This is a genomic window from Massilia sp. Root335 (assembly GCF_001425685.1).
In the GTDB taxonomy this organism is placed as follows: Bacteria; Pseudomonadota; Gammaproteobacteria; order Burkholderiales; family Burkholderiaceae_D; genus Telluria; species Telluria luteola.
Genome location: NZ_LMCY01000051.1, coordinates 106,694 through 133,236, shown reverse-complemented (window position 1 = coordinate 133,236; position 26,543 = coordinate 106,694). Strand labels below are relative to the sequence as shown.

Genomic DNA, 26,543 nt, shown 5'->3' with positions numbered 1-26,543 from the left:
TCCATGCAGCACCTCCGATGGTTTATCAGGTATCAGATTTCCGTCGGTTAAGGTAACCAACAGAATTCGAGCGACCTTGATACGACGCAATAAACGGACTCTGCTTTATCTTGTTGGTGACAGCAGGGCAACGAATGGACGCCGCATGTATTCATCACCTCCGACGGCCGCTCCGGTTTCGATTTCCTCGTCGGTCACTGGACAGTCCGCCATCGGCGCCTCAAGGAACGGCTTGCCGGCTGTTTTCAGCGGATCGAGGCGTCACGTGGGAAACCAACTGGATCAAGGATTTCGAATTTAACGATGATCCTTCACCCCCACCTGCTCGCACATATCCACTACCGGACAAGTCGAGCACCGCGGCCGATTCCCCGTACAAATGTGCTTCCCGAACGGCACCAGCAAGCGATTGATATCGATCCAATACCGCTGCGGCAGCGTCGCCTCGAGCGCGGCCAGTGTTTTCTCGGGTGTCGACGCCCGCACATAACCCCAGCGCCCGGTCACCCGATGCACGTGGATGTCGACACTGATGACGGGCGTCCCGCACGCCACGCCCAGCACCAGATTCGCGCACTTGGGACCGACGCCGGCGAACGACAGCAGCACGTCGCGGTCGCAGGGCAGCATCGTGCCGAACCGTTCTTCCACCTCGCGTGCGATGGCCAGGATCTGATTGGCCTTGCGTTCATGAAAGGTACTGGGGCTGATCAGGGCGTCCAGTTCTTCCCAGGACAGCCGGCCGACAGCCGCCGGCGTGCGGGCCTTGGCGAACAGCTTGCGTGACACCGGCAGCGTCACCTCGTCGTACGTGCGGATCGAAATGATGCACGCCAGGAGCTGCTCGAAAGTGGAGGTATAGCCTTCTTCGGCCAATTCAAAGAGCGCCGCCTTGGGCCAGGGTGTGACCGCGTCCTCGATGCGTTCGAGGGCGGCGCCGATATCGAATGGACGCTTTTCCATGGATTACCTCCCGCATCATCACCCAATGAAGCGCCAAGCATAAGCGGTTCGCATGCCGGCTTCCGTTCCGTGTCGCACAAGAAGAGAATCAGGCGACAACGCGCACAAACTCGTTCCCTGGCTTGGACATACTGTGATTTTCTTGGACTGAAGGAGATCCGATGCCGACCATCGCACGCGCGTCCTGGTGGCGCTTCCTGCCCAGCCAGATCCTCGAAAAATTCGCCATCCATTCCTTCGATGCGCGCCACGGCACGGACACGAGCACATTTGCCGATCTCGATGGATTGGCCATCGCCAGCGAAAACAAACGGCATGGCGAACGCTATCAGCCGTCGCCCGTGCATTCGCTGCGCCAGGTGCTCAGGCGGCTGGGAATCCGTCATGCCGATTTTTCCTTCGTCGACTTTGGCTCCGGCAAGGGGCGAACCCTGCTGATTGCCGGGGAGTTGCCGTTCAAGAGGGTGATCGGCGTCGAATTCAGCGCGGAACTGCATGGCAGGGCCGAGCAGAACATCGCGCGCTACCGGCGGCGAACGGCCAGCGAGGTAACGGCGGTGCATGCGGACGCCACGCGGTTCGACTTGCCGCCGGGGGATCTGGTCCTGTATTTCTTCAATCCGTTCGCACATGCCGTGTTGCAGCAGGTGCTCGCCAATATCAATGCCGCGCTGCGGGCGCAGCCGCGCAAGGTCATCCTCGTCTATTTATATTTGCCCGATGAAGCCTGGTTGGCGCCGCTGCATGGGTTTCGCCTGCGGGACTATTGGCGTAAGTACCATATTCTCGAGTACTCGCCGATTTCCGCCTGTTCTCTTACGTGATAACGCCAAAAGACAACACATGGAACCGAACCATGCCTTTGTCTTGCATGCCCCGAAATGGTGAGGTATCTTGCTATGCCTCAAGAAATATTTATGTGGGTCACCATGTCGACCTCTACCCCAGAATCTTCGCTCCAGCCACTGCTCCGCCTCCTCGGCCATGCCCGCCATGTGTTTGGCGGCCTGCTGCTGATCACCATTGTATTGTTTTGCTGGCAGCATTTCGGCATGGAAAAGGTGGTCGACCTGACTGGCGGTCATTTCCCCGTGAACGTCGAAGATGATCGCGCGGGCGGCGGCGCTTCCGTGGGGGCGCTGGAGCGCAAGGGCCACGATCTGATCGTGCATTGCCACATCGCCAAGAAGAGCGATTGGCCTTATTGCAAGCTCACCTTCGATCTCGTCAAGGACGGTACCGGCGTGGACATGTCCCGTCTGGATTATCTGACCATCGACGGGGAGTATGCCGGGCCGGGGACGTCGAGATTCGGCCTGGTTCTCGCCGATGCCGAGGACGGCTTGACCAAGCGCGACCAGTGGCAAACCTACAAGATCAACCAGATCGACGCGCTCGATCTGCCGCCGAACGGCCATCTGCTCGTGCCGATGAAATGGTTTGGCGTGGCGCAATGGTGGAAGGACATGGTCAAGCCGACGATGGAACATTCCGCCGTCGGACTCGACAACGTCGCGCGCGCGGAACTGATGATCAATGGCGGGGGCAAGGAAGGCGAACACGTCCTTACCTTGCACAGCCTGCGCTTGCACGGCAAGGTGATCAGCCGGGATGCCCTGCTGATGGGGCTGGTGGCCGCATGGGCGCTGTGCGTCGTCGTCTGGCTGACGATTCTCACGCTGTCGTTGCGCACGCAGCTCAAGGACAGCAAGGCGGCCATCGCGCTGCTCAGCGAGGTCAACAAGGCGCTGGAGCTCGAGGCGCGCGACCTGGCCGGCCAGGTGCACATCGATCCGCTCACCGGCGTGCTGAACCGCCAGGGCCTGCGCGCGGCGCTGATGAGCACGTCGAACCTGCTGTCGGATCCGATGGCCGTGATCTTCATCGACATCGACCACTTCAAGCGCATCAACGATACGCATGGCCATGACGTGGGCGACGACGTGCTGCGCAAGTTCGCCAACGTCATCGCGGCCGGCATCCGCTCGTCCGACCGGCTCGTGCGCTGGGGCGGCGAAGAGTTCCTGATCGTCTGTCCGCTGACCAATGTGCACCAGGGACAGATTCTCGCCGAAAACCTGCGCCATGCCCTGCACCGGCAGACGTGGCCCGTGGGCCTGCGCGTGACGGCATCGTTCGGCGTGGCGCAACACCACGAGCGCGACGAGGTCGGCGTCGTCATCAAGCACGCCGACGAGGAGCTCTACCGTGCCAAGCAGGGCGGCCGCGACCGCGTGTGCGCCCACACGCCGGTGAACGTGATCGCGACCGCACACGCGGCCTGACGCATCACAGGGCGATCTCGGTGCCGAGCCGCTTGAGGAATTGCGCGATCCACTGCGGGTGCGCGGGCCAGGCCGGGGCGGTCACGAGGTTGCCGTCCGTGACGGCCGCATCGACCGGGATGTCGGCATAGTCGCCGCCGGCCATGCGCACTTCGGGCGCGCAGGCCGGGTAGGCCGACACGCGCTTGCCGCGGATGACGTCGGCGGCCGCCAGCAACTGGGCGCCGTGGCAGACGGCGGCGATCGGCTTGTCGGCGTGGGCAAAGCCCCGCACCAGCGCGATCACCTGCGGGTCCAGGCGCAGGTATTCGGGCGCGCGGCCGCCCGCGATGACGAGGGCATCGTAGTCGTCGGCGTTCGCCTCGGCGAAATCGGCGTTCAGCGCGAACTGGTGGCCGGGCTTTTCGGTATAGGTCTGGTCGCCTTCGAAATCGTGGATCGCGGTCTTGACCTTGTCGCCCTTCTTCTTGCCGGGGCAGACGGCGTGCACCGTGTGGCCCACCGCCTGCAGCGCCTGGAACGGCACCATGGTCTCGTAATCTTCCGCAAAATCACCGGTCAACAACAGAATTTTCTTCGCTGCCATCGCGTTCTCCTCGTGAGGGTTCCCTGGACTTGCCTCGACAAGATACCATCGTTTGGAACGCTTCGTGGCATTGCGCCGGTCGCGCCGCGCCGGATCGACCGTCAGGCCGCCGGCACCCGTTCCTCGAGCACGCGCGCACGCAGGGCCGCCAGCGGCAGCGGGCGCGCCAGCAGATAGCCCTGCACGTAGTCGCAGCCGGCCTGGCGCAGCCACTCGAACTGCTCGGGTTCCTCGACGCCCTCGGCCACCACGGTGAGGTTGAAACCGTGCGCGAGGGCGATCACGGCGCCGGCGATCGTTGTGCCGGACGTGGGCAGCAGGCGGACGAAGCTGCGGTCGATCTTGAGGTGGTTGATCGGGAAGGTCTGCAGGTACGCGAGCGACGAATAGCCGGTGCCGAAGTCGTCGATCGACAGGCGCACGCCCAGCGCGCGCACGTTGTGCATGAAGTCGACGGCCACGTCCAGGTCTTCCATCAGCATGCTCTCGGTGAGCTCCAGCTCCAGGCGCTCCGGAGGCAGGCCCGTCGCGGCCAACGTGTGCTCGACGACGCGGATGAAGTCCTTGTCGCGCAGCTGGCGCGCGGAGACGTTCACCGCCATGCTGAGCCACATGCCGGTCTGGCGGTACAGGGTGACGGCGTCCAGGCAGGCGCGTTCCAGCACCCACTTGCCGACTTCGACGATCAAGCCGCTCTCCTCGGCGACGGGGATGAATTCGGCCGGCGAGATATAGCCCTGCTCGGGATGCGGCCAGCGCAGCAGCGCTTCCACGCCGACCATCTTGCGCGAGCCGCAGGCGTATTGCGGCTGGTAGCACAGTTCCAGCAGGCCGGCCTCCAGGTGGCGGCGCAGGTCGCGGTCCAGGCGCGCGCGCCGCTGCGTGGCGAGGATCATCTCGCGTTCGAACACGGCCACGGTGTCGCGCCCGTTGGCCTTGGCACGGTACAGGGCGGCGTCGGCGTTGCTGAGCAGTTCGCTCATCGTGTGCGCGTCGTCCGGGAAGATGCAGGCGCCGATGCTCGCGGTGGGGATCACTTCCAGGCCCTCGACCTGCAGCGGCTGGCGCAGGCCGGCGACGATGCGCTGGCCCACGCGTTCCAGTTCGGCCGGATCGTCGAGCGGCGCGACGATGACGGCGAATTCGTCGCCGCCGATGCGGCCGATGCGGTCGCTGGGGCGCGCCGTCGCGCGCAGCACGCTGGCGACCTGGCGCAGCAGGCGGTCGCCGGCGGCGTGGCCGGCCGTGTCGTTGACGACCTTGAAGTTGTCGAGGTCGATCAGCAGGAGGCCGACGCGGCCGCCCGTCTCGCCGTGCATGGCAAGTTCCAGCTCCAGCGCTTCATACGTGCAGCGGCGATTCGGCAGGTGGGTCACGGTGTCCGTGTAGGCCAGGTGCTTGAGCTGGGATTCGGCGCGGTGCATGCGCGCCTTGGTGCGGCGCGTGAGCAGCGACGTCGTCACCAGCGCCCCCAGCGAGGCCAGGGCCAGCAGGGCGCCATAGCGCAGCAGGTCGTTGCGGATGCCGACCGTGTCGGCCGTGAGCACGACCCGGCCCAGCGCCATGCCGCGGTAGCGGATCGGCCGGGCCACCGAGAGCGGCGTGAACAGCGTCCAGTCGCGCAGCAGCGACGGCGTCTCTTCGACGGCGCCGTTGCGGTAGGCCGCGAATTCGACGTCCTGGCGGTCGTACACCGTGGCGGCGGCCAGGAACGAGGAGTGGCGGAACGAGCGCAGCATCTCGTGCGCCGCGTCCTCGTCATGGAACATCAGCGTGGCCGCCACGTTGTCGGCGATGATCGCCGCCTGCACCGCGAGGTCGTCGGTGAGGTTGCGGCGCAGGGCGACGAACTGGTAGGCGAGCAGGATGCAGCAGGCGACGCCCAGCGCGGCGGCGGCGGCCAGCAACTGGCCCACGCCGAACATGCGGCTCAGTTCTCCGGTGCGGCGCACGGTCGTCGGCTTCATAGCACGTTCCTCGCCAGGCGCAGCAGGTGGGAACTGAAGCGCAGGCCGCTCCTGGCCGCTTCCTGCGTGTCGATGTCGAAGCGGATGTGCTCATCGTCCTCGACGAGGGTGATGGCGGCTTTGCTGCCGGCGCCGTCGCGCACGACGAGCATCCCGGTGGCAGGCAGCGCCGGCTGCTGCGCCGTGCGCGCCAGCACGGCGATGTCGCAGTGCGAGACCTTGGGATGCGCCAGGTCCGTCACGGTCCAGGGCCGGCCGTTGACCGGCTTGCCGTTCAGGGCGTGCAGGCCGGCCCAGAGCGGGTTGTCGGGACTCGCGCAGACGACCAGCGGCGCTTTCGCGCTCCCGTCCGGCCAGGTCGTGAACATGGCGAAGTTGAAGATGTAGGCTGCCTTCAGGTCCAGGCCGTCGACCTGGGCGCGGCATGCGCCTGCAGCGAGGCCGAGGCCGGAGACGATCGCGAGGACGGAGAGGACGCGGATCATCGTCAGAACCGCCAATCCAGTTTCGCCGCCAGCGTCCGGCCCTCGCGCGCGAGCGTCGGTTGGACGAAGGCCGGGCCGGCCACGTCGGCATAGCGTTTATCGAGGGCGTTGTACGCGCTCAGCGACAGCTCCGTGCGCGGCAGCAGCTGCAGCGCGGAGACCGTGACGTTGGCCACGCAATAGCCGCCCGCCGCGCCCTGGTCGGCCAGGCGCATGCCGCTGCACAGCAGTTCGGCGCCGATGCGGCCGCCGCGCCAGCCCAGCGGTGCCGTGACGTTGGCCTTGGCCAGGTGGCGCGGCGAATCGATCATCGGCGCGTCGCCCGTGCCGCGCGCGAGCTGCCAGGAATAGCTGGCGCGCAGGCGCACGGGGCCGAAGTCGCGGTCGAGCGCCGCTTCGAGGCCGCGGGCGTCGGCGTGGTCGATGTTGCGGAAGATGAGCAGGCCGCTGTCCGGGTCGTCCTGCTGGCTGATCAGGTCATCCACCTTGTAACGGAACAGCGACAGCGTCGCGTGGCCGCCGCCCGCGAGCGTGTGTTCCAGCACCAGTTCGCGCGTCGCGACGCGCTCCGGCTGCAGGTCGGGATTGGGACGCTGGCCTTCGGGGCCCGACGTGGCGTAGTACATCTCGTAGGCGTTCGGCGTGCGGAATGCGCTGCCCGCGATCAGCTTGACCGTGTCGGCCGGCGTCGCCTTGTAGACGACGGCCACGCGCGGGCTGAAGCGATGGGTGTCCGGCATCTCGTGGTCGTCGAAGCGTACGCCGGCGTTGACGAGGAACCCGGCCGGCAGGCGGATCTCGTCTTCCACGAACACGGCGCTGCGGGAGGCGCTGTGATGGTCGTCCAGTTGCAGCGCATACGGCTGCACGTCGTAGTTGTACTGGTCGCGGCGCGCATCCCGCCCCAGTTCGGCGCCGAGCACGATCTTCTGGTGCGGCAGGTTTGTCAGGGTCGCGTTCACGCTTGCGCCGTACCAGCGCGCATGGGCGCCGTCGATGTTCAGGACGGGCACGCCCGCGTCGTCCGGATACCAGCCGGTGCCCACGTAGTCGGCCTGGCCCGATTGCACCTGGGCCGCGAGGGAGAGCGCAGGCGCGACCTGGGCGTTCCACGTCAGCCCGATGCTCGTCTGGGTGTCGCGCGTGCGGTTCGGCGCACCGAACACGGCTTCGAAGGACGCGGTCGGCACGCCCTTGGTGCGGGCCACGTGGCTGGCCGACAGCGTCACGCCGCCAAAGCTGCCCTTGACGAGGAAGTTTTGCGCGCGGTCCCAGTCGAGGCGCCGGGCCACGCCGGCGTCGTTGTCCGGCGTGTCGAACTCCGGGAAATACAGGTCGCGGCCGGTGCGGTTGAAGGCGCTGGCGGACAGCAGCAGGTCGGCGCCGTTCTGCCCGTGCCAGCCGTAGCTGGTGCGCGCCTTGCGCTCGCCCGCGGTGCCGCCGGTGACGGAACCCTGGAGGCCGGCCAGGCCGCTGCCGTCGCGGGTGACGATGTTGATCACGCCGAACAGGGCGTTCGATCCATACACGGCCGAGCCGGGACCGGGCACGAATTCGATGCGCTTGACCATGTCCATGTCAAGCAGGCCTTCGGTGCCGATGAGGGCCTGGTCGTACACCGCGTCGTTGATGCGCACGCCGTCGACCAGCAGCAGGAAGCGGCTGTTGTAGTCGCCCGGACGGAGGAAGCCGCGCGCGCCCAGGTAGGCGTAGTTGCGGTCGTTCGTCACGTACAGGCCGGGCAGCGTGGCCAGCGCGTCGGCCAGCGTACGCCAGCCGAAGTCGCGGATGTCCGCGGCCGTGAGCACCACCGCCGACGACGGCGCGTCGCTGATCGGCTGGGCGAATTTCGATGCGGCCGTCACGACCCGCATCTGCATCAGGTCCTCGAGCGGAATGGTGGTCAGTGCCCGGATGTCCTCGCCAGCCGCCGCGGACGTGTCCGTGCCGGCCTGCGCCGCGTGGGCGGCGTAGGGCAGGACAGTGCACATGATGACGGACAGGGCGGCGCGCCGCGGAATGCGTTTGGACATGGCGTGACGAAGGCCGGTGGTGACGACCCGTCTCTCTCAAATTGTTTCAAATAATCACTGATAAGTACTATAAAGAAACTTTTGTCCCATAGCATCCTAAAGTTGCATCGAAAAGACAAATTTGTGTGTTTATGGTGCGCATCATTCCATATTGCACTAAAAGAGGAAAGTTACACTCGCTTGCAATTGATACTGTTTCACTATTTCCACGTCGATGCATGAGCATTACTCTATACACATGTTTGTTACAACGATACCAAAGGGGAATACCATGCAACGCATTTCGACCCGTCTGACCGCCCGTGCTGCCCTGCTCGCGGCCTTCGCCGCCGCGCCGTTCGCGGCCCACGCCGCGCCCGACCACCACGCGCACGCGCAGGCGGAATGCCGCAACTGCGCCACCGTCGTCTCGAACCACACGTACAAGCGCGAACCCGAGCGCGCCAGCGGCGTGGGCGGCGTGGGCGGTGCCGTCGTCGGCGGCCTGCTGGGCAACCAGGTCGGCAGCGGCCGCGGCCGTACTCTTGCCACGGTGGCGGGCGCGGTGGGCGGCGCCTATGCCGGCAACCGCATCGAACGCAACGTGAAGGCCGAAACCTATACGGACGTGCGCGTGAAGATGGCGGTCGGCGGCTATCGCACCTTCACGGAGAAGGGCGCGCCGCGTTTCCACAACGGGGAACGGGTGCGCGTGCTGGATGGGCGCCTGGTGCGCTGAGTCCTTCAGACCGTACGTGAATCCGCCGGCCGCACGTTCGCGATCACGAAGCCGCTGGCCGGCAAGGTTGGAATGCGGCGCAGGCCGACCGTCAGGTCCTGCGGCGGCACGTCGTAGGCGATCGCGCGTGCGAACAGCTGCAGCGCCGATTTCACCAGGTCGCCCGTGACGAATTCGCCCGGGCAGCGGTGGCCGGAATAATGGTCGCCGCCGCCATGCGGCACGAAGTCGAAGCCGCTGCCTGGCCGGCGCTCGAAGCGCTCCGGCCGGAACACCTCCGGGTCGCCCCACAACGCCGGATGGTGGTTCGTGCCATACAGGTCGAACAGTACCCACGTCCCCTTTTTCACCTGCAGCCCGTGCCAGTCGAAGCCGTGCAGGGCGCGCCCGCCCATCGCCGGGATGAACGGGTAAAAGCGCCGCACTTCCTGCACGAACCAGCCGAGATAGTCGTCGTCGCCCGCGCCGATGCGCGCGCGGCAGTGCGGGTAGTCGTGCAGCGCCAGCAGCGCGAACGCGATGTAGCGCGCCACGGCCACCGTCGGGCGCAGCAGGTTGATGAGTTCCACGCCCGCGTGCTTGCGGCTCATGAGTTCCCCGTCGGCGTCGCGGTGGCGTGCGATCACGTTCAGCGGGCTGTCGAACGGCGGTTGCGCCTGGCCGGCGCGCACGGCGTCTATCAGGGCGCGGGCCCATTGTTCGGTGCGGGTGCGCACGAGCAGGGCGCGCCAGTTGCGCGGGCCTGCCGATCCGGCGCCCGCGATCATCTGCGCGAATTCTTTCGTACGCCGCGCCGCTTCCTCGGTACTGACGGGAATGCCCGCCCAGCGGCACACGGCACGGCACAGTACTTCCTGCGCGGCGTCGTGCACGACCACGCGCGGCAACGAAGGCCAGCGCGCGAACTGTGTCCGCCACTCCGCCGCGGCCAGCCCCACGAGGCGCTGCCGCTCCTGCGGTCCGAACAGCGACATCAGCATGGCCTTGCGCTTGCGGTGCGCTTCGCCGTCCAGCGTCATGACGCTGCCGAAATCCTGCAGCAGGGCCAGCGTCGGCACCGGCAGCGCGTGGCGGCGCGTGAAGCGCCCGGGCTGGTAAAACATGCGCGCCGCGTCCTCGCCGCGCACGCACAGCGCGCGGCGCAGCATCAGCCGGGCCGTGAACATGTCGCTGCCCAGGGCCGCGTGGCGCCGCGGCATGAACTCATAACCCTCCGCGAGGAAGGCGAGCGACAGATCGAGGCCGGCCGCGCGCGGTGCGGCGGCGACGGCGTCGGTGTGGCGGGGGTGGCCGGCCATGGTCAGTGCGGCACCGGCAGGAAGGCCGGATCGGGCGTGTCCTGCAGGGCGCGCGGCAGGTAGATCGTGACGGTCGTCCCTTCGCCGGGCCGGCTCGCCAGCCGGATATGGCCGCCGCTCTGCTTGACGAAGCCGTGCGCCATCGACAGGCCCAGGCCCGTGCCCTTGCCCTCCGGCTTGGTCGTGAAGAACGGCTCGAACGCGCGCTCCATCACGTCAGCCGGCATGCCGGCGCCCGTGTCGCTGACGGCGATGGTGACGAATTCGCCGGGACGGATGCCGGGATACGCCAGTTGGTCGGCCGCGGTGATCGTCATGTTGGCCAGCGCGATGGTGATGCCGCCGGCACCGGTCATCGCGTCGCGCGCATTGATCACGAGGTTCAGCAGCACGTTCTCCAGCTGGTTCGGATCGACGAGGACGTTCCACAGGTCGGGCGGAATCGCCATGTGGATGGCGACGCCGTCGCCGGCCGCGCGGTGCAGCAGGGTGTCCATGCGTTCGATGAGCTGGGCCAGGTTGACGACGCTCGGGTGCAGCGGCTGGCGGCGTGCGAAGGCGAGCAACTGGGCGGCCAGCTTCTTGCCGCGCTCCACCGCGTCGAGGATGTTCAGGAGGCGCTTGCGGCCATTGTCTTCGCTGCGCAGCATCAGCTGGACGTTGGCGCTGATGATGTGCAGGATGTTGTTGAAGTCGTGCGCCACGCCGCCCGTCAGCTTGCCGACCGCCTCCAGCTTCTGCGAGCGCAGCAGCAATGCGCGCGCTTCCTCCAGGCGCTGCTGGCGCTGCTGCTCGCGTTCGGCCGCTTCCTTGCGCGGGCGGATGTCGCGCACGAACGCCGTCACGCCATAGCCCTGCCTTGTCGCCAGCGGCGTGATCGCGATCTCCACCGGGATCTCGTGGCCCTCGCGCGTCAGCGCCGCCGCTTCCGTGGGCCCCGTCAACCGCGGGCAGGCGCCGTCGCGGGCGAAGCGTTCCAGGCAGTCGCGCCACTCGTCGCGTTGCGGCGCCGGTATCAAGAGTTCGAGCACGTTGCGCCCGATGGCTTCCTCTTCGCGCCAGCCGAACATCTGGCTGGCCTGCAGGTTCCAGTCCGTGATGCGGCCGTCGGGGGCGATGGCGATGAAGGCATCGTAGGCCGTCTGCAGGATCAGGCGCACGCGTTCGCGCTCGGCGTCGATGCGGTCGCGCGAGGCGCGCAGTTCGACCGTCATTCCCTGCGCCAGTTGCAGCGCGCGGCGGCGCTCGGAGGCCAGCAGCCACACGACCAGCGCCAGCAGCAGGCCGAGGCCGATGCCCGTCAGCGCGATCGCGAGCGTCGCGCGGTGCTCGAGCGACGCCTCGAAACCGGGGCCCGAATGCACGACGACGGTCCACGGCCGGCCGGCGCTGTCGACCGTCGTCTGGTAACGCAGCATGGGACGGTGGCCGGGGGGTGATGCGCCGGGCGAGCGATAGAGCAGGGCGGCGGCGGTGGGCGCCATGCCGTCGTAGATCTCGATCTGGAGGTCGCCCGCGTGCTCGCCGCCGAGACCCCGCATCAGGTCGTTCATGCGGAACGGCGCGTACACCCAGCCGACGATGGCGGCGCGCCGGGCCGCGACCGTATCGGGCGTGGGGCCGGTCCGCGCGGTGCCGATCCCATATACGGGGACGTACATCAGGAAGCCCGACTGTTCGTCCCTCCCGCCCTCCTGCACCAGCACGACCTTGCCGGTGGCGGCGGCGCGTCCCGTGTCGCGCGCCGCCTCCATCGCCGCGCGCCGCACCGGTTCGCTGAACATGTCGTAGCCGAAGGCGCGCAGGTTGCGGCCCGAAAACGGTTCGATGCGGGTGACCGACGTGATCACGGGGCGCGGCCCGGGCGGCTTGATCGTGTAGTCGCGGAATCCCTCCGCGCGCATGGCCGCGACGTGGGCGTCCATCCGCCCGGGCGGGATGAGCGCGGCGATGCCCAGCGCCTCGATGCCGGGGAAGCGGTCGTTCAGGTGCAGCACGGCATAGTAGTCGGCGAATTCGGCGCGGCCGACGTCGACCGAGCCGCGCAGGAAGCCGCGCGTGGCCAGCAGCACTTCCTCGTAGACGTCCATGCGCCGGTCGATGTTGGCGGCGACGTCGCGCGCCCGGAAATTGAAATTGCCGGCCAGTTCGGCCGCGGCCGTCCGCTGCGCGTTGCCGGCCACCATATAGGTCACGATCAGCGCGGCGAGGAAGGCGAGCGCGGCCAGGAGAAAGGGGAGGTGGGCTGGGCTGCGCGGCGAGGTGCGGTTGGGTGGTGGGGGCAATGGGTCTGGATGCGGCATGACTGCTTTACGCGTACTCGACAAGGCGGTGGCGATATGGATCCGTTGCCGGCAAGGCAAGCGCGCCGTCCTGTACAGGATACGCATGGTTGGGCGGGACGGGCGCACAACAGGGCGGCGCCGGCCGTGCTGCGGCTACAATGAGCGTTTTACGCCATGCCCATGCATTCCCACCTTTCCACCGACGCGAGCCTGCTGCAGCGCGTGCGCTGGGGCGCCGCGCTGGCCCTGGTCGCGCTCCTGCTGTGGGCCGCCCTCGCGCCGCTGCGCTATCCGACGCGCGAGCGCACCTTCGCGTTTCCGCACGGCGCCGGCTTCGTGCCTGCCGAGGTGCGCCTGGCGCTGGGCGTGCGCGACGTCCTGCTGCTGCATAACCGCGACGCCGTCCCGCACGTGTTCGGCCAGGTGCTCGTGCTGCCGGGCCACGCGCTGCGCCTGCCGTTCGAGCAGGCCGGCGATTATGTGTACGCCTGCGACGTGGCGCCCGGCCACTTCGTCACGGTGCGGGTGGGGGATCATCCGGACCCGGGCTGGGGGCGGCTGGGCTGGCGCCTGCGCGTCCTGGCCGACGCCGTGCGCACCTTGCCGATCGAAGGACCGGAGGGCTGAGAAGGGAGCAATCGTGCTCCGTCCCGCGCGGCGAATCTGTCATCATGCGCCCATGGCCACGATCACGTTACCCCTGTTCCCGCTGAGCACGGTCCTGTTCCCGGACGGCGTGCTGCCGCTGCAGATTTTCGAGGTGCGCTATCTCGACATGATCAGCCATTGCCTGACCGAGGACGAGCCGTTCGGCGTCGTGCTCCTGACCCACGGCCAGGAAGTGCGCACCCCGCAGGGCCAGGAAAAATTCGCGGCCGCGGGCACGCTGGCGTCCGTGCAGGACACGACGGCGTCCACGCCCGGCCTGCTGCAGGTCGTGTGCCGCGGCGGCGCGCGTTTCAACGTGCTGGACAGCGAGCGCCGCACGAACGGCCTGTGGATGGCCGAGGCCGAACTGCTGGAAGACGACCACGTCGTGCGCATCCCGTCCGACCTCAAGGGCGCGGCCGACGCGCTCGACCGGGTGCTGGCGTCGTTGCACGACGTGCCGCAAAGCCGCTGGCCGGTGCAGCCGCCGTTTCGCCTGGACGATTGCGGCTGGGTGGCCAACCGCTGGTGCGAGCTGCTGCCGCTGCCCAATCACCAGAAGCAGAGCATGCTCATGCTGGACAATCCGATGATCCGGCTGGAGCTGCTGCACGATGTGCTCGACGAGCATGGGCTCATCACGTCCTGATTCGATGAGCATGGGCTCGTCGCGGTCTGCTCTTTATTGAACGACGTTGCTCCGGCAAAAAATCGTCATTTTCTTGCGAAAACCGTCACTCCCGCACAGAAAGCCGTCGTTCCCTCGCGAAAAACCGTCGTTTCGGGACGAAAAACCGTCGTTCCCGCGCAGGCGGGAATCCAATTTGCGCACTGCTGCGATGCGTGCAGAAATTGGGTCCCCGCCTGCGCGGGGACGACGGTGGTTATTTATGCGGCGACGTTGACGCTTCGACGGACATGGTCACGGGCACGCTTACGCTTCGACGCTGACGCTGACGCTGCTGCTCGTGTCCGTCGACGATGTGCCGTCGCTGCTGTTGTCTGCATATGCCTTCAGCAACTGCAGCGCGTGTGCGAATTCGCGCATCGGGTCGCGCTCGTGGTGGGTCTTCGACGTGCCGGTGCTGCCGTTCGTGGCGCTCGTGCCGGTGCCGTCGCTGCTCGTGCTCGAGCTGTTCGAGCTGTTCGCGCTGCTCGAATCGTTCGAAGCCGCCGTGCTTGCCTGCGAGATCTCGTACGCCGCCAGCTCTTCCGCGCTGACCGTGCCGTCGCCGTTGGTGTCGGCCGCTTCGGTCGTGCCGCTCGTGCCGCTGGTCGAGCTGGCGGAGCCGGTCGAATCCGTGGCGCCACCGCCACCGCCATGGTGGCCATGCGGGCCGCCCGGTGGCGGGCCGCCGGCACCCTGCATCCCTTGCGTTCCGCTGCTGGCGCTGGCCGCATCGACGGTGCTGCCGTCCTGGCTGTCCTGGCCGTCCTGGCCCGGCGGCGGGCCCGGCGGCGGACCATCCGGCCGCATGCCGCCGCCCCGGTGCACGCGCGACGCATCGAACTGGGCGCCCAGCTGGTCGGACAGCTTGGTCATCGCGTCCGTCAATTCGCTCTTCGTGACCTTGCCGTCGCCGTCGCCGTCGAGGGCGCTGAAGGCGTCGTCGATGTCGCTCGACTGCGTGGACCCCGAGTCGTCCGTCGCCGACAGCGCACTTTGCAGGTCGCTCTTTTCGATATAACCCTGGTTCTTCGTGTCGAGCCTGGAAAAGATGGAATCGGCCCAGTTCGACACGCTGCCGGTATTGCTGCTGATGCTCGCAACCATGTTGAAATCCTTTGCTAAGCGGAATTGTTGACTGCATGAATTATCGGCCCGGCGCGGTCCGGCGCGCAGGCCTGGCGGTGTAAAGCCGGGTAAAGGAATGTAAAGAGCCCAAGATGAAATTATTGCAATGTGCCGCCAAAAACGCGGATTTCATATACAGAGGGTACGATTTGAGGTAACCTTGAGCGCGATTTAGACTCTCTACGTCCGTGCGGCGCCGTGTGCGCTGACCAGGCAGCCAATTCGCCGCTCCCGGCCAAGCCGCGCGAGGCGCGTCCCGTCACCCCGGTTTTCCCGCGTTGGCCCTGCCAGGGCAGCAGCCCGGCCGTAGAACGCAACGATTCATTGCCCGAAAGAAAACATGTCTGAAACACCGACCACTATTGAAGCTGGCGGCGCACCGACCGTGCGCTTCGCCGATTTCGGCCTCGCGCCTGAGATCCAGCGCGCACTGTCGGACCAGGGCTATGTCCATCCGACCCCGATCCAGGCCCAGGCGATCCCCATCGTCCTGCAGGGCCGCGACGTCATGGGCGCGGCCCAGACCGGCACCGGCAAGACGGCCAGCTTCTCGCTGCCGATCATCCAGTTGCTGCTCCCGCACGCCAACACGAGCATGTCGCCCGCGCGCCATGCCGTGCGCGCCCTGGTGCTGACGCCGACGCGCGAACTGGCGATCCAGGTCGCCGAGAACGTCAAGGCCTATGCCCAGCACACGCCGCTGCGCTCCACCGTCGTCTTCGGCGGCATGGACATGAAGCCGCAGACCGAAGTCCTGCGCCGTGGCGTCGAGATCGTCATCGCCACGCCGGGCCGCCTGCTCGACCACGTGGAGCAGAAGAACATCAGCCTGGGCCAGGTCCAGATGCTCGTGATGGACGAGGCCGACCGCATGCTCGACATGGGCTTCCTGCCCGACCTGCAGCGCATCATCAACCTGCTGCCGAAGAAGCGCCAGAACCTGATGTTCTCGGCCACGTTCTCGCCCGAGATCAAGAAGCTGGCGGCCAGCTTCCTGAACGAGCCCCTCCTGATCGAAGTCGCGCGCAGCAACGCTACCAACACCGCGATCACGCAGGTGCTGTACAAGGTGGACGAAGAACAGAAGCGCAACGTCGTCGAGCACCTGATCCGGTCGCGCGACCTGAAGCAGGTCCTCGTGTTCTCGAACACCAAGATCGGCGCTTCGCGCCTGGCGCGCTATCTCGAGCAGGCCGGCATCAAGGCGTCTGCCATCCACGGCGACAAGACCCAGCAGGAGCGCATCGCCGCGCTGGACGCATTCAAGAACGGCGAGATCGACGTGCTCGTCGCGACCGACGTCGCGGCGCGCGGCCTCGACATCACCGACCTGCCGTGCGTGATCAACTACGACCTGCCGTACAACGCCGAGGATTACGTGCACCGCATCGGCCGCACCGGCCGCGCCGGCGCCACGGGCGATGCGCTGTCCGTGTTTTCGGACAAGGACGAGCGCCTGCTGGCCGACATCGAGAAGCTGATCAAGCAGACCATCACGCGCGGCGAGCTGACCGGCTTCACGCCCTCGCGCGGCGGCGAGCGCGGTCCCGATCGCACTGCCGACCGCCGCGGCGGCCGCCGCGAGACCGACGCCCCGCGCGGCGAACGTCCGGAGCGCACGGAACGCGGCCCGCGCAGCATGGGCGCGCCGCGTCGCGACAAGGTCGATCCGTGGTTCCTCAAGCCCTACGAGCCGGCCGCGGCCCCGCGCAAGGACACGGCCGCGGCACCGGCCGCATCGAGCAAGCCGAAGCCCAAGCTGGCCGCGCTGCTGGGCGGCTTGCCGAAGCAGTAGGGCGGGGGCGGCCCTTCGCCCACGCGTAACGTTCGCGTACCGCATACGTTACGCGCGGGCACGGCGTGCCCACCCTACATCTCCCTTCCCAGCGCCGCGTCCACCTGCGCCAGCAAATCGCCATGCTTGTACGGCTTGGCGAGGACGTTCAGCCGCCGGCCCTTGCCGCATTCCGGCAGTTCGTCCATATAGCCCGTCGTGACGAGCACCGGCAGCCGCGGGCGCAGCCGGCGCGCCTCGTCGACGAGCTGCAGGCCGTTCATCCCGCCCGGCATGATCACGTCCGTGAACAGCAGGTCGACCCGCGCGCCCTCGCGCAGCAGGGTCAGCGCCTGTTCGCCGCTGGCGGCCGCCAGCACCGTGTAGCCGGCCATGCCCAGCACGCTCTCGGCCAGTTCGCGCACGTCGTCGTTGTCTTCGACGACGAGCACGCTGGGCCGGCTGTCCGCCGCGCCGTCCCCGTCCGGCGGGGCGGCGGGCTGATCCTGGCCGTCGCCGCCGGCGGCGTCCGGGGCATTGTCGGCCACGGGGAAGATCATGCGCACCGTGGTGCCTTCGCCCGCCCGGCTGTCGATTTCCAGGCGGCCGTGCGACTGCTGCACGAAGCCGTGCACCATCGCCAGGCCGAGGCCCGTGCCCGGTCCCTTGGTCGTGAAGAAGGGCTCGGTCGCGCGGCGCAGGACCTCGGGCGGCATGCCGATGCCGTGGTCGATCACGCACAGGATGATGTACGTGCCGGGGTCCAGGCCATGCGCCTTGACGCGGTCCGCGCCGCGCACGATCGCCGTTCCCACGGTCACCTCGCCGCCGTCCGGGAGGGCGTCGCGCGCGTTGATCAGCACGTTCAGCAGGGCCATTTCGAGGTGCGTCGGGTCGAGGTCGCACAGCGGCAGGCCGGGGCGCAGGTCGAGGCGCAGGTCGACCCTGTCGCCCAGCGTACGCACGAGCATCTCGGAGAATTCCACGACGAGGTTGTTGATGTCGACGGGGACGGGCTCCAGGCGCTGCTTGCGCGCGAACGTCAGCAGCTGCTGGGTCAGCCGCGCGGCGCGCATGGCCGCGCGCTGCGCCCGTTCCAGCGCATTGCGCGCCATGTCCGGCTTCTCCAGGCTGATCAGCGCGATTTCAAGGTTGCCGTTGATGACTTGCAGCAGATTGTTGAAGTCGTGCGCCATGCCGGCCGTCAGCTGGCCGATCGCCTCCATCTTCTGTGCCTGCAGATGGGATTCCTGGCTCTGGCGGCGCTCCGAGATGTCCATCTGCGACGCGAAGAAGTACAGCAGCTGGCCGTCCTGGTCGAAGATGGGACCGATGAACAGGGCGTTCCAGAACGCGCTGCCGTCGGCCTTGTAATTCAGGATGTCGACGGCGACGGCGCGCTGTTCGGCGACGGCCTTGCGCACCTCGTCCACCGTGCGGCGGTCCGTCTGCGGGCCCTGCAGGAAGCGGCAGTTGCGGCCGACCACGTCTTCCTGCTTGTAATGCGTGAGGTCGAGGAAGGCGCCGTTGCAGAACACGATCGGGTTGTCCGGCCGGCGCGGATCGGTGATGGTCATCGGCATGCGCGTCATCGCGACGGCGGCGAAGAAGATGTTGCCGCGGTCGTCCAGGCCGTCGCGCTTGATGTAGCTGGCCTGCCAGTGGTTGACGCCGGGCGTGCCCATCGGTTCGTAGGCATTGCCCTCGACTTCGCCGGCCGCGGGCACGCCGAAGCTCTGGCCGCCGCCTTGTTCGTCCACCGCCTTCTGGAGGTTTCCCTGCTTGTCCGGTCCCATCACCATCGCGCGATCCTTTCGCTTCAGCCGCCAAGGCCCGATGGTGCAAATTTTAGGGCGCACGCCTGCGCCGTACTGTTCGCGACCGCACTGACGCGGCCCGCCTGCGTCAGCGCGCCGGCACGCAGACGGGATCGCCGTCCAGGTAGCGCCAGCCGTGGCTGCTCGCGACGATGCGGTTGCCCGGCGCCAGCGTGCGGCCCGGGCCGCACAGCTGCGCGCCGGCGTTCTCGTTCTCCGCGTTGAACAGCGCCTTGGCCGGCAGCCCGGCCGGGCGGTAGACATAGACCTTCTCCGGCTGGATGTAGTCGTCGTTGTGCGCCATGCGCTCGGCGAAGATCTCCGGTTCCGGATGGTAGTGGTTCGACGCGTGGGCCAGCACGAAGCGGGCGAGCGGGCTGAATTCGACGTACGAATAGGTACCCGCACTCACCATGGCGCCGCCCTGCGCCAGCACGAGCCACAGCACCAGCAGCGGCGGCCAGCGTCCGTGCGTGCGCACGCGCAGGAGCAGCGCGAGCACCAGCGGCATGCCGGCCCAGAATGCATAACGCATGACGCCGGCCGCGCCGGAATTCCAGTTCAACACGGCCAGCGCGGGCAGGATCAGCGCCAGCACGAGGGCAAGGCAGGCGGCCCCGGTCGCGATCGCGCGGCGCCGCCAGCCCCACGCGAGCAGCGCCGCCGCCACGCCGGGCAGCGCGACGATCGCACCCTGGTTCAGGTCGAAGAAGAACGAGACGAGGCGCGTGCCGCTGATGAGTGCCGGGTCGGAAAACCTGCGCGCGATGATGTTCGGTACGCCGAACTGGACGACGTTGAACAGCGGCGGCAGCGCGAACACGGCCAGTCCCGCCGCGAGCCCGATGACGTTCGCGCGGGTGAGCTGCGCCTTCACGTTCGCCTTCACGCCCGCGTCGCGCCGCCAGTCGGCGCACAGTTTCACCAGCGGCGCAAAGGCGAAGAACATCACGATGGTGGGGTTCTGCTGCGCCGCGAGGCCGGCCATGATGCCGCCGGCGAGCGGCGCGCCGCCCAGCCAGAACAGCAGGGCGGCCAGCAGCGACGCGGCGCCGACGCACTCGGGGCTCGTCTGGTTCATGTACAGCATGCCGCCGCAGCCGAGGAACAGCAGCACGCCCAGCGACGCACTCGCGGCCGAGCGGAAAAAGCGCAGCAGCGCCAGGCCGAGCACGAAGATCGCCGCGTAGTTCGCGGCCTGGAACGCCTTCAGCGGCGGAATGCCCACCGCCTCGAACACGCGCAGCGGCAGCGCGGCCAGTGCGGGATAGCCGAAGAAGTGGATGCTGAAAACGGCGCCGCCGCGGCCGCGCGCGAAGGCGGGATAGACGTTCTTCACGCCGGCGCGCATGTCCTGTTCGAGCGGATCGAACGCCCAGCCGATCTGCGGCACGAGCTTGCGCACGGCGGCGATGTCGGTGAGGCGGATGTCGGGCGTGCCGTGGTGCGCGATGGCGACCGTGTCGAGCGTGTACTCGAGCATGTCGCCGCCGAGGATGGGCTGGTTCAGGCAGAACAGGATGGTCAATGCGGCCAGCAGCGCGGCCGGGAAACGCCACGCGCGCCAGCCCGCGGGGAGCCGGCGCAGGGCGGGGTCGTCAACGGGCCGCATCGCGGATCACGCGTCCGTGCCGGGCAGCGTGCGATACCACTTGCCGCCAATGACGGTGTCGATCACCTGGCGCGCGCTGCGGTCCCACGTCAGCCACGGCATGCCGGTCGAGGCGGGGGCCTTGCCGTCACGGTTCAGGGCGAGCCAGTCCTCGATCGCGCGCGCCAGGTCGGCGGGGGCCAGGCCGTCGAAGTAATACGCATGCTCGCCCGCGACTTCGCGGAACACGGGCAGGTTGCGCGCGACGATCGGGATGCCATGCTGCGCCGCCTCGATCAGCGGCAGGCCGAAGCCTTCGCCTTCGGACGCGGCCAGCAGCGCCGCCGAGCCGGCGTAGAGTTTCAGCAGCATCTCGTCCGAGATCCCGGCCAGCCAGAACATGCGCTTGCCCTTTTCCGGATGGTCGGCCATGCGCGCGGCCAGCTGCTCGACCATCCAGCCCTCCTTGCCGACGATGACGAGATTGGCGTCCACGCCCCGTTCCCATAAAGCTTCGAACGCGGCCAGCGCCTGGGCCTGGCCCTTGCGCGGTTCGACCGTGCCGACCATCAGGAAGGTGGGGCGCGCGGCGAGGGCGTCCAGTACGACGTGGGCGTCCGGCGGCATGCCGGTGCTCGGCGCGCTGGCGTCGATGTCGGCGCCCAGGTGGAACCAGCCCAGTTGCAGCGGCAGGCGCCGGCGCAGGCCCTGGCCGTCGTACCACGCCGCGAGTTCGTCGGCGACGGCGCGCGAGATGCAGATCACGCCGTCGGACACGGCGTGCACGGTGCGCAGGAAGTCGCCGAAATACTGTTCGGTCCCGAACGGGAACACGTCCGGGCGCAGCATCGGCAGCAGGTCGTACACGACGAAGTGGATATATACCCCGCGGTCGGCCATCGCGCGCAGCAGCGCCTCGTTCTGCGACGTGCCGTTCGTGAACAGGTCGAGGCCGAGGAACACGTCGCCGGGTCGCAGGTCGACCGGCGCATCTTCCAGCGCCAGGCCGGCGCTGCCCGTCAGGCGCAGCGCGAACTGGCGCGCGTAGCGGTAGGCATTGCCGCCGCCGTGAGAGAACACGGGTTCGATGCGGAAGTCCGGCGGCGGATCGTTCAGCATCGCCAGCAGGACGCTGCGCACGACGCGCTGGATACCCGTCTTGAGGTCCGACTGCACGAGGGCCGAGACGTCGACCAGCAACTGGCGCGGCGCGACCGGCGCGCGGTTGAACGCGATGGCGGCGGCGAGCGGCGCCAGTTCGCCGTCGGGGCATACCGGCGCCGCGGCGCGCACGACCCGGCGGTAATGCGCATGGCTGCCCGTGCGCGTGAAGTGTTCGATCGCGTCGAAGACCATCCGGCCCACGCGCGCCGGCGCGTGCTCGGCGTCCATGTGGGCGAGGGCGCGCTGCCCCAGTTGCGTACGCGCGCCGGCGTCGCCGTGCAGGCGGGTCAGCGCCTCGGCCAGCTCGGGCACCGTGAAGTCGTCGCGCAGCTTGACGAGCAGGGCGTCGTCGATCGAGGCCGTCGAGCCGTGCGCGTTGACGATGGTCGGCAGGGCGTACAGCAGGCAGTCGAGCACGGACGCCGACGTCTCGCCGCGCGTCGACGTGCGCAGCTGCACGGCGCAGTCGGCGGCGGCCAGGTAGTCCGCATACGCGGCGGCGTCGACGAAGCCGGTGATGCGGATGCGCTCCCTGGCCGCGCTGGCGCCGGCCTTGCGCAGCAGTTCGCCGCCGTACGGGCTCGGATCGTTCTCGCCGACGAACACCAGTTTGCAGTGCGCGTCGAGCGCGAGCGGCGACGCGAGGAAGGCGTCCAGCAGTTCTTCGTTCAGCTTCGTGCGGCCCAGCATGCCGAAGGTGCACACGAGGTAGTCGTCGCCGGCCAGGCCGAGGCGCGCGCGCGCGGCGGCGCGCGCGTCCGGGCCGATACTGCCTTCCGGGCGGCCGCGCAGCAGCGGGATCGTGCGCCAGTCCGCCGCCGTTTGTTCGCCGTACCAGTCGCGGGCGAGCGTCTTCGAGAAATCCGAGTGCACGATCACGCCGGCCGCCGCGTCCAGCACGCCCTTGTTGACGGGGTACTTCCAGATGGCCGGATTGCGGCCGTTCTTCGCGTGGTCGAGCAGGCCGGAAAAGCCGTGCGATTCGTACAGCGCGTGCAGGAAGGCCTGCGGCAGATAGCCTTCGTTTTCCAGGTTGTCCAGCACGCCCGAGAAAAAGAAATCGTGCAGCACCACGATGCCGGGCACGTCGCGGATCAATTCGAACATGTGCTGGTGCGCGTGCGAATTGCCGAAGTGGTAGAGCACGCGGTCGAACAGGTGCGCGTTCTCGCGCAGCCAGGCCGGGCTCCTCTGCGGGAAGCCCGCCACGCGGGGATCGTGCACGCTGTCCTGGTCGACGACGAGGTCGATGTCGTAGTACCGCGCCAGTTCAGGCACCAGTTCCGCGCTGTAGTCGGCGATGCCGGATTTCACGGGCGGCAGCGGCGACACGTATGCCAGTTTCGGACGGCCGGCCGGTGCCGGTACGGGTGCAGGCGGCGTCGCGCTTTCCGCCGCGCCGGCGGCGATGCGGGTCCACAGCGCGCCGGCGCTCTCGGTGCCGGGCGCGGACACGATGTGCGCGAACGGCGCGCCCGGCATGGCGCGGGCGCGGCCGGCGCGGGCGAGCGTCAGCACGACGTCCGGCGCGAGGCCGGCGAAGGCGTGGATGCGCACCGCGGCGGCGTAACGCGGATTGGACGGGAAGTCGAATACGCGCAGGCCCAACTTGAAGACGGCACGCAGCGTTTCCACCGCCACGTGCGAGCGGTTCGACACGGCCAGCCAGATGTCATGGCCGGCGCCGTCGCGGACCAGTTCCTGGGCCAGCAGCAGGGCCGCCGGCTCGATGCGGTCCTGGCCGTCGTCGAAGTCGATCACGATACGCATGGTTCAACCGCCTGTGTGCTTGCGGGCGCGCTGCAGGTCGGCCAGCACGTTGCGGACCGAGACCGGCAGGCCCCTGAGTTCTTCGGGGACGTCGATGTTCACGACCGGATGCGGCAGGCTGCCCTTGACGGCCTGCAGTGCGCCGGACACGCGCCGGTTCAGCGCCGGATAGCGCAGCAGGAACGGGATCAGCGTGCGGCGTATGCGCTGGTTCTTGGTCACGCGCGTCAGCACGCGGCGCGCGAGGCCGGGCCGGCGCAGCCGGGCCACGAGGCTGCCTGCCATGCGCAGCGGCCGCGTCACCTTCCACGACGTGCTGCTCAAGGTCGCCGTCAGGCGCTGCTCGAGGTCGCGCGCCCACAGCGTGGCCTGCTGCCCGCTGGCGTGGGCCTGCGCGAGATCGTGGCGCAGCTGCGCGACTTCGGCCAGCGCCTCCTGCTTTTCCAGTTCCAGGTTTTCGGCGAACTGCATCATGTCGTGCAGTTCAGCGCGCGTCGTGTCGGCCTGCAGTTGCGTCTCGTGCAGCGCTGCCGTCGCCGCGCGGTTCGCGGCCCAGGCCTTGTCCAGGTGGTGCGAGATGTAGTCGTCGAACACGTTCGGCTGGATGCCGAAGCTGTCCATCAGTTCCGCGTGTTCCTCGGCCACATAATATCGGTTCAGGCCATCGAACCAGGCGTAGCGGTAGCGTTGGCTCGTGACCAGGTGTTCCCAGCTCGCGTGGTTGGTTGCGCGGCTGTTCGGCAGGGTCGCCTCGATCACGAGGACCCACGGACGCCAGCGCGCAAAGTCCATGCCGCGCAGGACTTCGCCTTCGAAGCCTTCGACGTCGATCTTCAGGAAGTGGACGTCGCCTTGCACGTGTTCCGCGCACACGTCCGCCAGGGTGCGCACGGGCACCGTCAGTTCGGCCACCGCGTGGCCTTCGGCGCGGTGCTGGTCGGCGACGGACCGCTCGGGCGAGGCCCAGCCGCGCACGGCCGGCACGTCGTACAAGGTGAGCGTGCCGGTCTCGCTGCCGGCGGCGACGGCCAGGTTGACGTCGCCGGGGCGCTGCGCGTCGAAGGCGGCGATGTGCGCCGGCAGCGGTTCGATGTTGATGCCGCGCCAGCCGGCGTCGTAGAAGGCCTTGGTGACCGAGTGCTCGACCGGATCGTTGGCGCCCACGTCGATGTAGAAGCCGTCCCGGACGTGGCCGAGCGCGCGCCACAGCAGCACGTCCTCGTTGTTCTGGGCGTAGGAGATGAATCTCATGTGCGTTGGATGTCGACGGCCGGGTCGAGCCAGGCCGAACCTTCGAAATACGGACGGCGCATGTTCACGACGGTGAACACGAGCGCCAGGTCGCGCCATTCATAGTTGTTGACGAGGTGGGTCTCGGTGCTGACGATGGCCGTCGCCACCGAATAGCTGCCGGGCCCCAGGTTCATCGGGAAGGCGAAGCGGTACACGACGGTCTCGAAGGCCGCCACGTCGTCCAGCGGCAGTTCCTTCAGGTGCGTGTTGGTGCCGTACATCGGCTGGCCGAGGCGGTCCTTGATCATGTAGCCGAGCACCATGCGCGGGATCGCGGCGTTCGTCTTCACCGTCACCTGCAGCGTGACGGGCGCGCCGACGTCGACGACTTCCACGCGCTCGCCCGCTTCATCCAGCAGGGCGATGTCGGCGACGGTCGCCTCGCCCGTGCCGGACACGGTCTGCACCTTGCCCGTGTCCGTCGCCTGCAGGCGTACGGTGGCGTTCTCGCGCTCGGCGATCAGGGCGTTGTAGTAGTCCATGATCTCCTCGGGCGCGCCTTCCTTCGCCAGGCGGCCGCCGTCCAGCAGGAGGGCGCGGTCGCACACGGACTGGATCGCCTGCTTGTCGTGCGAGACGAGCAGCAGCGTGGTGCCCTGTTCGCGGTAGCGGCGGATGCGGTCGAAGCTCTTGTGCTGGAAGTAGGCGTCGCCGACGGACAGGGCTTCGTCGACGATGAGGATGTCGGGCCGGCGCGCGGTGGCGACGGAGAACGCGACGCGCATCTGCATGCCGCTCGAGTACACGCGCACGGGCTGGTCCATGTAGTCGCCGATCTCGGCGAAGGCCTCGATGTCCGGCATCAGGGCAGTGATTTCTTCGACCGTCATGCCCAGCAGCTGGCCGGCCATGTAGACGTTCTGGCGGCCCGTGAAATCGGGATGGAAGCCCATGCCCAGTTCCAGAAGCGCGGCCACGCGGCCTTCCATGTAGACGGTGCCGGTCGTGGGCTGCGTCGTCCCCGTGATCAGTTTCAGGAGCGTGCTCTTGCCGGCGCCGTTGATGCCGATGAGGCCCACGGCTTCGCCCGGCGCGACGGCAAACTCGATCTCGCGCAGCACCCATTTGAGCTTGTGGCGCGGGCGGCCGGGGACGACCCATTCCGCCAGGCGCGACCAGCGCGTCGGATATTGTTTATAGGCCTTGCCCAGGCCCTTGACGACGATCGCGCCCATCAGAGTTCATCCACCATCTCGCCGGCGCGGCGGCGGAACAGGCGCAGGCCGAACAGGCATGACACCACGGCGAGCACGAACACGGGGAACAGGGAACGCCAGTCGGGCGCGGCGCCCTGCACGAGCACGGCCTGGTAGGCGCCTATCACGCGCGCCATCGGATTGAAGCCGAGCAGCCCACGCACGTCGGCCGGCAGGATCGTGGCCGGATACACGATCGGCGTGAGCCAGAACCAGAACTGCATGGCGATCGTGACGAACTGGCCGACGTCGCGGAAGAACACGTTCAGCACGCCGGCGATCATGCCGAGGCCGATCGCCAGCAGCACCTGCACGACGAGCACGGGCAGGATGGAAAAATAGATCCAGCCGGGGAAGGCGCCCGAGGCGACGAGGAACACGGTGAACAGCCCGAAGATGATGGCGAAGTTGAGCGTGGCGGAGAGCACGACGATCAGCGGCAGGCAGATGCGGGGAAAGCTGACCTTCTTGATCAGGTTGGCCTGTTCGATGAACATGCCCTGGGCGCGCGCGACGATCTCGGCGAACAGGCCCCACGTGAGGACGCCCGCGCACAGCCAGATGCTGTAGGCGTAGTGCGCGTCAGCGGCCGCGCCGGGCAGCTTGCTGTGCATGACCTCCGCGAAGATCACGGTGTACACGACGATCATCGCGAGGGGCGACAGCAGCGACCAGAGCGCGCCCAGCACCGCGTTGCTGTACTTCGACTGGAATTCGCGTTTGACGCTGCCCAGCACGAAGCCGCGGTAGGCCCAGAGGCCGCGCAGCATCAGGGGGGACATCATGGCGCGGTCCCGGCAGGCCGCGCCTTTGCAGAGTACGTGGGGTGGTTCTTCATAAGTGGCAAGGCCCAGTGAGCGCGAGATTATACTCTA

General features: G+C 68.0%; 20 protein-coding genes. 6 read left to right on the top strand and 14 right to left on the bottom strand.

From position 1 onward, the window contains the following. Positions 1-297: 297 nt before the first annotated feature. Positions 298-963, bottom strand: coding sequence for an endonuclease III (gene nth, locus ASC93_RS26610; RefSeq protein WP_056449883.1), 666 nt, complete (start codon positions 961-963; stop codon positions 298-300). A 161-nt stretch (positions 964-1,124) separates the two neighbouring features. Here nth and ASC93_RS26605 point away from each other — a divergent pair, with 161 nt between their 5' ends. Next, the gene (locus tag ASC93_RS26605) at positions 1,125-1,787 is read left to right on the top strand and encodes a class I SAM-dependent methyltransferase (protein WP_056449881.1); all 663 of its coding nucleotides are present in this window, start codon (positions 1,125-1,127) and stop codon (positions 1,785-1,787) included. A 228-nt stretch (positions 1,788-2,015) separates the two neighbouring features. Further along, complete coding sequence (locus ASC93_RS26600; protein ID WP_162251950.1) at positions 2,016-3,248, top strand: GGDEF domain-containing protein; 1,233 nt, start codon at positions 2,016-2,018, stop codon at positions 3,246-3,248. 4 nt (positions 3,249-3,252) lie between these two features. On the opposite strand, the gene ASC93_RS26595 is transcribed toward ASC93_RS26600, so the two are convergent. The 4 genes from ASC93_RS26595 to ASC93_RS26580 all read right to left on the bottom strand — a co-directional run bounded on the left by ASC93_RS26595 (position 3,253) and on the right by ASC93_RS26580 (position 8,319). Continuing rightward, the gene (locus ASC93_RS26595) at positions 3,253-3,834 is read right to left on the bottom strand and encodes a DJ-1/PfpI family protein (RefSeq protein WP_056449877.1); all 582 of its coding nucleotides are present in this window, start codon (positions 3,832-3,834) and stop codon (positions 3,253-3,255) included. Positions 3,835-3,935: 101 nt separating this feature from the next. Beyond that, complete coding sequence (locus ASC93_RS26590; protein WP_056449875.1) at positions 3,936-5,801, bottom strand: bifunctional diguanylate cyclase/phosphodiesterase; 1,866 nt, start codon at positions 5,799-5,801, stop codon at positions 3,936-3,938. Further along, positions 5,798-6,286: a YfiR family protein gene (locus tag ASC93_RS26585; protein WP_056449873.1), complete on the bottom strand. Its 489-nt coding sequence runs from the start codon at positions 6,284-6,286 to the stop codon at positions 5,798-5,800. Before ASC93_RS26585 ends, ASC93_RS26590 begins: the two co-directional genes overlap by 4 nt. A 2-nt stretch (positions 6,287-6,288) precedes the next feature. Then, a complete protein-coding gene (locus ASC93_RS26580; protein ID WP_229412882.1) occupies positions 6,289-8,319 on the bottom strand; it encodes a TonB-dependent siderophore receptor in 2,031 nt (676 codons plus the stop codon). A 271-nt stretch (positions 8,320-8,590) separates the two neighbouring features. Between ASC93_RS26580 and ASC93_RS26575 the strand changes: the two genes are divergently transcribed. Continuing rightward, positions 8,591-9,037, top strand: coding sequence for a glycine zipper 2TM domain-containing protein (locus ASC93_RS26575; RefSeq protein WP_056449872.1), 447 nt, complete (start codon positions 8,591-8,593; stop codon positions 9,035-9,037). A 5-nt stretch (positions 9,038-9,042) separates the two neighbouring features. Here ASC93_RS26575 and ASC93_RS26570 read toward each other — a convergent pair whose 3' ends face one another. Continuing rightward, a complete protein-coding gene (locus tag ASC93_RS26570; protein ID WP_056449870.1) occupies positions 9,043-10,335 on the bottom strand; it encodes a cytochrome P450 in 1,293 nt (430 codons plus the stop codon). Positions 10,336-10,337: 2 nt separating this feature from the next. Continuing rightward, positions 10,338-12,620 (bottom strand): CHASE domain-containing protein, encoded by a 2,283-nt coding sequence (locus ASC93_RS26565; protein ID WP_229412881.1) that lies wholly within the window; start codon positions 12,618-12,620, stop codon positions 10,338-10,340. Positions 12,621-12,800: 180 nt separating this feature from the next. Between ASC93_RS26565 and ASC93_RS26560 the strand changes: the two genes are divergently transcribed. Continuing rightward, on the top strand, positions 12,801-13,247 hold the full coding sequence (locus ASC93_RS26560; RefSeq protein ID WP_056449902.1) for a hypothetical protein: 447 nt from the start codon (positions 12,801-12,803) through the stop codon (positions 13,245-13,247). Positions 13,248-13,299: 52 nt separating this feature from the next. After that, positions 13,300-13,917, top strand: coding sequence for an LON peptidase substrate-binding domain-containing protein (locus tag ASC93_RS26555; protein WP_056449865.1), 618 nt, complete (start codon positions 13,300-13,302; stop codon positions 13,915-13,917). 285 nt (positions 13,918-14,202) lie between these two features. Here ASC93_RS26555 and ASC93_RS26550 read toward each other — a convergent pair whose 3' ends face one another. Next, positions 14,203-15,042 carry an EF-hand domain-containing protein gene (locus ASC93_RS26550; protein WP_056449863.1) on the bottom strand — a complete coding sequence of 280 codons (840 nt, stop codon included), beginning with the start codon at positions 15,040-15,042 and terminating at the stop codon, positions 14,203-14,205. A gap of 361 nt (positions 15,043-15,403) precedes the next feature. Between ASC93_RS26550 and ASC93_RS26545 the strand changes: the two genes are divergently transcribed. After that, a complete protein-coding gene (locus ASC93_RS26545; RefSeq protein ID WP_056449862.1) occupies positions 15,404-16,858 on the top strand; it encodes a DEAD/DEAH box helicase in 1,455 nt (484 codons plus the stop codon). Positions 16,859-16,932: 74 nt separating this feature from the next. Here the strand turns inward: ASC93_RS26545 and ASC93_RS26540 are convergent, their stop codons facing one another. From ASC93_RS26540 to ASC93_RS26515, 6 genes are all read right to left on the bottom strand, one after another. Then, positions 16,933-18,639, bottom strand: coding sequence for a histidine kinase famiy protein (locus tag ASC93_RS26540; protein ID WP_056449860.1), 1,707 nt, complete (start codon positions 18,637-18,639; stop codon positions 16,933-16,935). 103 nt (positions 18,640-18,742) lie between these two features. Continuing rightward, positions 18,743-20,266 carry a hypothetical protein gene (locus ASC93_RS26535; RefSeq protein WP_056449858.1) on the bottom strand — a complete coding sequence of 508 codons (1,524 nt, stop codon included), beginning with the start codon at positions 20,264-20,266 and terminating at the stop codon, positions 18,743-18,745. A 6-nt stretch (positions 20,267-20,272) separates the two neighbouring features. Next, entirely contained in the window at positions 20,273-23,179 is a 2,907-nt protein-coding gene (locus ASC93_RS26530) for a glycosyltransferase (RefSeq protein WP_056449856.1), read from the bottom strand. Between the two features lie 3 nt (positions 23,180-23,182). Further along, positions 23,183-24,430, bottom strand: coding sequence for an FkbM family methyltransferase (locus ASC93_RS26525; RefSeq protein ID WP_056449854.1), 1,248 nt, complete (start codon positions 24,428-24,430; stop codon positions 23,183-23,185). Then, positions 24,427-25,647 (bottom strand): ABC transporter ATP-binding protein, encoded by a 1,221-nt coding sequence (locus tag ASC93_RS26520; RefSeq protein WP_056449852.1) that lies wholly within the window; start codon positions 25,645-25,647, stop codon positions 24,427-24,429. Before ASC93_RS26520 ends, ASC93_RS26525 begins: the two co-directional genes overlap by 4 nt. Further along, the gene (locus tag ASC93_RS26515; protein WP_056449850.1) at positions 25,647-26,453 is read right to left on the bottom strand and encodes an ABC transporter permease; all 807 of its coding nucleotides are present in this window, start codon (positions 26,451-26,453) and stop codon (positions 25,647-25,649) included. The genes ASC93_RS26520 and ASC93_RS26515 overlap by 1 nt, the downstream gene beginning before the upstream one ends. Positions 26,454-26,543: the final 90 nt, after the last annotated feature.

Excerpts from the sequence above, each read along its gene's own strand:
- nth (WP_056449883.1), bottom strand. The coding sequence starts at position 963 with ATGGAAAAGCGTCCATTCGATATCGGCGCCGCCCTCGAACGCATCGAG.
- ASC93_RS26605 (WP_056449881.1), top strand. The coding sequence starts at position 1,125 with ATGCCGACCATCGCACGCGCGTCCTGGTGGCGCTTCCTGCCCAGCCAG.
- ASC93_RS26600 (WP_162251950.1), top strand. The coding sequence starts at position 2,016 with ATGGAAAAGGTGGTCGACCTGACTGGCGGTCATTTCCCCGTGAACGTC.
- ASC93_RS26595 (WP_056449877.1), bottom strand. The coding sequence starts at position 3,834 with ATGGCAGCGAAGAAAATTCTGTTGTTGACCGGTGATTTTGCGGAAGAT.
- ASC93_RS26590 (WP_056449875.1), bottom strand. The coding sequence starts at position 5,801 with ATGAAGCCGACGACCGTGCGCCGCACCGGAGAACTGAGCCGCATGTTC.
- ASC93_RS26585 (WP_056449873.1), bottom strand. The coding sequence starts at position 6,286 with ATGATCCGCGTCCTCTCCGTCCTCGCGATCGTCTCCGGCCTCGGCCTC.
- ASC93_RS26580 (WP_229412882.1), bottom strand. The coding sequence starts at position 8,319 with ATGTCCAAACGCATTCCGCGGCGCGCCGCCCTGTCCGTCATCATGTGC.
- ASC93_RS26575 (WP_056449872.1), top strand. The coding sequence starts at position 8,591 with ATGCAACGCATTTCGACCCGTCTGACCGCCCGTGCTGCCCTGCTCGCG.
- ASC93_RS26570 (WP_056449870.1), bottom strand. The coding sequence starts at position 10,335 with ATGGCCGGCCACCCCCGCCACACCGACGCCGTCGCCGCCGCACCGCGC.
- ASC93_RS26560 (WP_056449902.1), top strand. The coding sequence starts at position 12,801 with ATGCATTCCCACCTTTCCACCGACGCGAGCCTGCTGCAGCGCGTGCGC.
- ASC93_RS26555 (WP_056449865.1), top strand. The coding sequence starts at position 13,300 with ATGGCCACGATCACGTTACCCCTGTTCCCGCTGAGCACGGTCCTGTTC.
- ASC93_RS26550 (WP_056449863.1), bottom strand. The coding sequence starts at position 15,042 with ATGGTTGCGAGCATCAGCAGCAATACCGGCAGCGTGTCGAACTGGGCC.
- ASC93_RS26545 (WP_056449862.1), top strand. The coding sequence starts at position 15,404 with ATGTCTGAAACACCGACCACTATTGAAGCTGGCGGCGCACCGACCGTG.
- ASC93_RS26540 (WP_056449860.1), bottom strand. The coding sequence starts at position 18,639 with ATGGTGATGGGACCGGACAAGCAGGGAAACCTCCAGAAGGCGGTGGAC.
- ASC93_RS26535 (WP_056449858.1), bottom strand. The coding sequence starts at position 20,266 with ATGCGGCCCGTTGACGACCCCGCCCTGCGCCGGCTCCCCGCGGGCTGG.
- ASC93_RS26530 (WP_056449856.1), bottom strand. The coding sequence starts at position 23,179 with ATGCGTATCGTGATCGACTTCGACGACGGCCAGGACCGCATCGAGCCG.
- ASC93_RS26525 (WP_056449854.1), bottom strand. The coding sequence starts at position 24,430 with ATGAGATTCATCTCCTACGCCCAGAACAACGAGGACGTGCTGCTGTGG.
- ASC93_RS26520 (WP_056449852.1), bottom strand. The coding sequence starts at position 25,647 with ATGGGCGCGATCGTCGTCAAGGGCCTGGGCAAGGCCTATAAACAATAT.
- ASC93_RS26515 (WP_056449850.1), bottom strand. The coding sequence starts at position 26,453 with ATGATGTCCCCCCTGATGCTGCGCGGCCTCTGGGCCTACCGCGGCTTC.